General features: G+C 32.9%; 4 protein-coding genes and 3 pseudogenes. 4 read left to right on the forward strand and 3 right to left on the reverse strand.

Features of this window, described 5'->3' with window-relative positions; genetic code table 11:
* Both ACFIMG_RS02905 and ACFIMG_RS02910 read left to right on the forward strand, forming a co-directional pair.
* A pseudogene (locus ACFIMG_RS02905) lies at nucleotides 1-294 on the forward strand (type II toxin-antitoxin system HipA family toxin); the annotation flags it as partial.
* Between the two features lie 167 nt (nucleotides 295-461).
* Nucleotides 462-785, forward strand: a pseudogene (locus ACFIMG_RS02910) (recombinase family protein); the annotation flags it as partial.
* A gap of 295 nt (nucleotides 786-1,080) precedes the next feature.
* Here the strand turns inward: ACFIMG_RS02910 and ACFIMG_RS02915 are convergent.
* Both ACFIMG_RS02915 and ACFIMG_RS02920 read right to left on the reverse strand, forming a co-directional pair.
* A complete protein-coding gene (locus ACFIMG_RS02915; RefSeq protein WP_375675804.1) occupies nucleotides 1,081-1,479 on the reverse strand; it encodes a type II toxin-antitoxin system VapC family toxin in 399 nt (132 codons plus the stop codon).
* Nucleotides 1,476-1,727, reverse strand: coding sequence for an AbrB/MazE/SpoVT family DNA-binding domain-containing protein (locus tag ACFIMG_RS02920; protein ID WP_375630653.1), 252 nt, complete (start codon nucleotides 1,725-1,727; stop codon nucleotides 1,476-1,478). The genes ACFIMG_RS02915 and ACFIMG_RS02920 overlap by 4 nt, the downstream gene beginning before the upstream one ends.
* A gap of 283 nt (nucleotides 1,728-2,010) precedes the next feature.
* Between ACFIMG_RS02920 and ACFIMG_RS02925 the strand changes: the two genes are divergently transcribed.
* Nucleotides 2,011-2,703: an AAA family ATPase gene (locus ACFIMG_RS02925; protein WP_375618681.1), complete on the forward strand. Its 693-nt coding sequence runs from the start codon at nucleotides 2,011-2,013 to the stop codon at nucleotides 2,701-2,703.
* Nucleotides 2,700-3,017 (forward strand): hypothetical protein, encoded by a 318-nt coding sequence (locus tag ACFIMG_RS02930; RefSeq protein WP_375679145.1) that lies wholly within the window; start codon nucleotides 2,700-2,702, stop codon nucleotides 3,015-3,017. The genes ACFIMG_RS02925 and ACFIMG_RS02930 overlap by 4 nt, the downstream gene beginning before the upstream one ends.
* A 108-nt stretch (nucleotides 3,018-3,125) precedes the next feature.
* On the opposite strand, the pseudogene ACFIMG_RS02935 reads toward ACFIMG_RS02930, so the two are convergent.
* Nucleotides 3,126-3,481: pseudogene (locus tag ACFIMG_RS02935) on the reverse strand (helix-turn-helix domain-containing protein).
* Nucleotides 3,482-3,919 lie beyond the last annotated feature (438 nt).

Consider the following 3,919-nt stretch of genomic DNA (forward strand, 5'->3'; position numbering starts at 1 on the left):
GCATATGATTTGTTAAGCACAGCTATTTATTCAGATTTATCTCAAAAAATGGCTATGAAAATAGGAGGAGAATATATACCTGAAAAAATATATTTACGTCATTTTTATAAAATGGTTGCGGATACTAAATCCGCTCAATTTTCCTTAAACAAGCAAATAAAAAGAATGGCTGATTCAATCAATGATAAAGCAATAAAATTAAAGAAAGAACTCGAGGGTGAAGGTTTGCGGTCTGAAGTTTTTGATGCAATCATTAATATTATTCAACAGCGTTCTCAACATTTAAAAATTTAATTTTATTGCTTATCTTTCTGTTTTAAACGATGATATTTTTAATATACTGAGTAATATTCTATCAGAAAAAACGATCATTTTTTATGAACGAAAATTGTATATTTAATTCCTATTTTTTCTATGCAATAATATATCAGTTTTAATCAAAAATAACCTTTTTACTGAAAATGCCAAAATTTTATGCTTATTTACGTGTTTCTCGTGATGGACAAGATACAGAAAATCAAAAATTCGGATTGTTAGAATATGCTAATAAAAATGGCTTTGCACCACTTCATATTGAGGAAGAAATTGCAAGTAGAGGAAAAGATTGGCGTAAGCGTAAACTTGGTGCTTTAATTGAAAAAGCGGAGTGTGGTGATGTTTTACTCACACCGGAGTTTTCTCGTATAGCTGGTTCTTCTCTTGCTGTTTTAGAAATTCTCAAAGCAGCCAGTGAACGTGGTTTAATTGTGCATATAACGAAACAAAACCTTATCATGGATGGAAGTTTNGCGTTTATTTATTGAACGTATAAATATTAAGTCTACAAAAATAAAGCCTATCATTACCATGCCAAGAACATTGGAAAATTAAGATAAACTGCGCCAAGTTGATAGTTCTTTTCCATGACGTGATGCATTGAAGTATGTTTATTATTTACGTACAAAATACGTACTAAATAAATAATATTTATTTAGTAAATAAGAAATATTTTAATACCTGTAATCACTATGTGTTCAACAAAAGGTGGTGTTGGAAAATCCATATCTATAGCTTATTCTTTTATAGGTATTAGCTCACTCATTAAGAAAGGAGTTTTACTGATTTCCCGTTTTTCTTTAACAGGTCGATTGCTAATTTATCAAACGAAACAAATATCTCGCCACCTAGCCAATTACCTTCATAAGCTATAATTCCATCAGCAAAATCACCACCAGCCTCTAGAATAGCAAGCCCTGCTTCAACAGCTGGTCTATTCATTACTATATTACTGGTTGCTAGCAGATCGCGTAACATTCCAACTACATCTTCTTTTGATAGTCTTGCACCTCGTCGAAGTATCCAAACAAGTTCGCATAGACAAGGTAGAGAAATAGCTATGAGAGAAGCTTCTCTTAAAATCTTACTTGCTACCTCCCCTTGCTTTTTATCATCTTGTAAAACAGCACGAGCTAGAACATTTGTATCTACAGAAATCTTCATTTTTTCCCAGCCCAACTAGAAGCTGTAATTTCGTTCATTTCTTCAATGGTTAGAGGTTTTTTTAGTTTTCCAGAAAATCGTCCAATAAAGCTCTCAATAGTGCTTGTAGGCTGTGACGCTTTTATACGAAGTTCACCACCTGGTAACTTATCAAAGTTAATCTTCTCACCTGGTTTAACACCAAGGTGCTGTAGTAAATCCCGCTTTAGCGTAATTTGTCCTTTTGCTGTAACTGTTAATGAAGACATAAAAAATTCCTCTTACTATATAATTATCTAATATATATAAAAGTAATGTAAAAATCAATTACTCACAAGAAACGAAATTGTGAAATAAACTCGTTTGCATACTGGAATGTGCACACCCGATTATACCTGATTTGAAATTACAAAATATAAATATTTATTACGTATTTTGTACGTAAATAATAAATATTCACTAAATAAATAATAATTATTTATAGTTTTAATAAATACGTAATAAATAAATGTTATTTATTTAGTGTTTATTCATTGAATAAGGAATATTTTAATGCCTGTAATTACTATGTGTTCAACAAAAGGTGGTGTTGGAAAATCCACAATGGCATTAGTATTAGCTAACGTTTTTGCTAAAGCCGGATCTAAGGTGAAATTAATTGATGCAGACCCAAATCAACCACTTGTGACATGGATGAAAAGATCTGTAGATACAATGCCCCAAAATATAGAAGTTTCTGGAAATGTTACAGAACAGAATATTGTTTCTTGCATTGATGATGCTGTAGAACAGTTTCCATTTGTTATTGTTGATCTTGAAGGTTCTGCTAATCTTGCGGCTTCTTTTGCTATAGGGAGAGCGGATTTAGTTTTGGTTCCTATGAGAAAAAAACAACTTGATGGAGATCAGATAGGAAAGATCATTGCTTTAATAAAACAACAGAGTCAGTTTTTTAAAAGAGAAATACCTTTTCGTATCGTATTTTCTATGACTAATACCTTAAACAGTCGCGAAGGACAGCATATAGAAAAAACGTTAGAAAAAGCTAACCTTCCTATTTTACCTGCTTCATTAACTGAAAGAGGAGCTTTTAGTGCTCTTTTTCAGATAGGGGGGTCTCTCTTTGATTTAGCATCTTCTGATGTGAATAATCCTCAAGCAGCACAAGAAAATGCAACGGTTTTTGCTAACGCTGTTGTGAAGGTATTGGATAATGAAAATTTATTAAAGGACAAAGTAGCATGACAAAAAGAGCTGAAATTGTATTACCGGATCTTCAAAATTTAAAACCGTTTACAAAAGCACAAAAAGTAGATGAACAAGAATTAGGTAAGATAGGTCAAAATAATGGTTTTACGACACGTCATAGTGTAGAAACAAAAAGTGGTAGTGGACGTAGAAGACGTAGTTTAAAAACAGCACGATTAACACTTGCACTTGAACCAGAAGTAAGAGACAGTTTTTGGTCTTTAGCAGACGAACTTAATGAAGATGGTGGTGATTTTCTTAATCGTCTTATTGAAAATTACGTAAATAACAATTACACACAAAATAAATAGTGATTATTTATTATTTACGTACAAAATACGTAATAAATATTTATAATTAAAATGCTTATTTATAAACAGCTTAAAGCAGCATGTGCTATAATTTTAAAAGTATTCATTTTATTCAGAAAACAAACACAAAACTGCTTTCTGTTTTTTAGGATTAAGTTTTCTAAAACCTTTTAAAAGGGAGTATTCTTCTTTACTATGAAGTCCTTCATTATAAGGGTACGAAATATTTCTTTTTTCTGAAATATCGGTATAAAAAAGGAGATATGAACATCTAGTATATTAGCGATTTCCTGCAAACGTCCAGCTCCTACACGATTTGAGCCTTTTTCATATTTTTGGATTTGTTGGAAGCTTACTCCTAATTTGTTTCCTAACTCTGTCTGAGAAATTCCCATGTGCTTTCTTCTAGAGCGAATTTTTTCCCCTACAGAAACGTCATTTAAATGTGGAGTTTTGGTTTGCACTTTTAATTCCCCCCTACCGGGAGCGAGCGCCCTCGCATTGGTATTCCGGGAGTAATAAAGTGCTGAGTTCGAGTCAGCTTTTTGCTTTTAGTGCTGAGAAGCACTTGGACATAACAAAAACTCCCGGAATTCCGGGTGACCACATAGTGGCTAATTTTTACTCTCGAACTTAGGGCTTTATTTCCCTATTGATCGCTGCGTACACGACCAAAAATATTTCTAAAATGATAAAACAATTTCAGGAGATTGGCAAATAAAAATAGTTTTTATTTATAAACTTTATTTTTTAATGAGAGGCTATCCGCCTCTCAAACTCTCCGGAACGCTCACCAAAATCATGAGATCAGACCCGCGTTCAATGAGAGGACTAACAAGTCTTGGTTCTTAGTGTCAAGGAAACCATTACAGGGCGCCTAACGGCGTCCTTGACAAAGAACC

The sequence above is a fragment of the Bartonella sp. AP11XZML genome (assembly GCF_042196445.1).
Taxonomy (GTDB): domain Bacteria; phylum Pseudomonadota; class Alphaproteobacteria; order Rhizobiales; family Rhizobiaceae; genus Bartonella.

Excerpts from the sequence above, each read along its gene's own strand:
- ACFIMG_RS02915 (WP_375675804.1), bottom strand. The coding sequence starts at position 1,479 with ATGAAGATTTCTGTAGATACAAATGTTCTAGCTCGTGCTGTTTTACAA.
- ACFIMG_RS02920 (WP_375630653.1), bottom strand. The coding sequence starts at position 1,727 with ATGTCTTCATTAACAGTTACAGCAAAAGGACAAATTACGCTAAAGCGG.
- ACFIMG_RS02925 (WP_375618681.1), top strand. The coding sequence starts at position 2,011 with ATGCCTGTAATTACTATGTGTTCAACAAAAGGTGGTGTTGGAAAATCC.
- ACFIMG_RS02930 (WP_375679145.1), top strand. The coding sequence starts at position 2,700 with ATGACAAAAAGAGCTGAAATTGTATTACCGGATCTTCAAAATTTAAAA.